The following is a 1,311-nucleotide window of genomic DNA, read 5'->3' as shown; positions in this document are numbered from 1 at the left end:
CCGAGTACCCCACGTTTAGTAGACACTTTACTAAGTTAGACCTAGGGTCTAATTGAGAGGTGATTTATGGCTAAACATCGTAATCCAGCGTACACCGAAGAGTTCCGTAAAGAAGCAGTTCGCTTGGCCAGTCTTCCTGGCCGAACAGCAGTCTCCGTTGCCAAGGAGCTGGGCATCAGTGCCCAGCAGATCCGGAACTGGAAGCGCCAGTTCACACGCCTATCTGATAAACAGTTTAACACCTTAGACGGTGTCGATTACTCGAAGAAAGAGTCCGAAGAGCTTCGAGCGCTAAGGCGCGAGAACAAGCGACTCAAAGATGAAATGGAATTCCTAAAAAAGGTCTCGGCGTACTTCGCGAAGCAGCAAGAGTGAAGTACGAGTTCATTGAAAGCTATGTCGGTGAGTATTCCATTAGCTTAATGTGCCGCACCTTAGAAGTGAGTCGAGGCGGCTACTATAAGTGGTGCCATCATACGCCGAGTGAGCGTTCAAAGCGGCGAGAGCGCTTTGAACAGCTCGTCATGTGTACCTTTGCCCAATATCGGGCACGCTACGGTTCAGTGCGAATAGCAGAAGAGCTAAACGAAGCAGGCTATGCCTGCTGCGTGAATTATGTGGCTGATATCATGAAAGAAAAAGGTATCAAGGCACGAAATGGCAAAGGGTTTAAATACAGCAAGGATGTGGCTGCTATGACGAATGTTGCCGACAATTTACTGCGTCGAGACTTTGAGTCCGAGACACCAAATCAGAAGTGGGTCACGGACATCACGTATATCTGGGTGAAGAGCCGTTGGCTTTTCTTAGCGACAGTGATGGACTTACATTCAAGGCGCATCGTAGGTTGGTCGCTAGGTACAACGATGACCGTCGAACTCATCACCAATGCCCTAAAAATGGCGTTTGAGTCACGTAAGCCGCCTAAGGGCGTCATTATCCACTCGGACCGTGGTGTACAATACAGAGCATATAAATATCAAGACTTCATGCGCAAGCATGGAGGTGTACCGAGCATGAGTCGACAGGGTAACTGTTGGGATAATGCGGTGATGGAGTCGTTCTACAGTCGACTGAAAGTCGAGCTGATATACGCAGAAGACTACCAAACTGTCGAAGAAGCCCGAATGGGCATCTTCGAATACATCGAGGTATTTTACAATCGCAGAAGAAGACACTCAGCGTTGGGGCATGTCAGCCCGGTTGAGTACGAAAGTAAGTAGTTATGTACTGTCTACTTTTTGTGGGGTACACCACAATCTTGTTGCCGTTGGTTCCTTTTTGTTTGCCTGCTGATTCGGCTTTGCATTT

At 48.3% G+C, this 1,311-nt stretch carries 2 protein-coding genes; both read left to right on the top strand.

The features are described 5' to 3' along the window. The first annotated feature begins 66 nt into the window (after positions 1-66). Positions 67-375: a transposase gene (locus tag APB76_RS19110; protein ID WP_004413754.1), complete on the top strand. Its 309-nt coding sequence runs from the start codon at positions 67-69 to the stop codon at positions 373-375. Then, on the top strand, positions 372-1,223 hold the full coding sequence (locus APB76_RS23025) for an IS3 family transposase (protein WP_049844328.1): 852 nt from the start codon (positions 372-374) through the stop codon (positions 1,221-1,223). Before APB76_RS19110 ends, APB76_RS23025 begins: the two co-directional genes overlap by 4 nt. The last annotated feature ends 88 nt before the right edge of the window (positions 1,224-1,311 follow it).

It is taken from the genome of Vibrio bivalvicida, from assembly GCF_001399455.2.
Classification (GTDB): Bacteria; Pseudomonadota; Gammaproteobacteria; order Enterobacterales; family Vibrionaceae; genus Vibrio; species Vibrio bivalvicida.
This window is presented reverse-complemented; position numbering and strand designations above follow the sequence as displayed.

Bases quoted from the DNA above. Each gene is read 5' to 3' on its own strand.
- APB76_RS19110 (WP_004413754.1), top strand. From the start codon at position 67: ATGGCTAAACATCGTAATCCAGCGTACACCGAAGAGTTCCGTAAAGAA.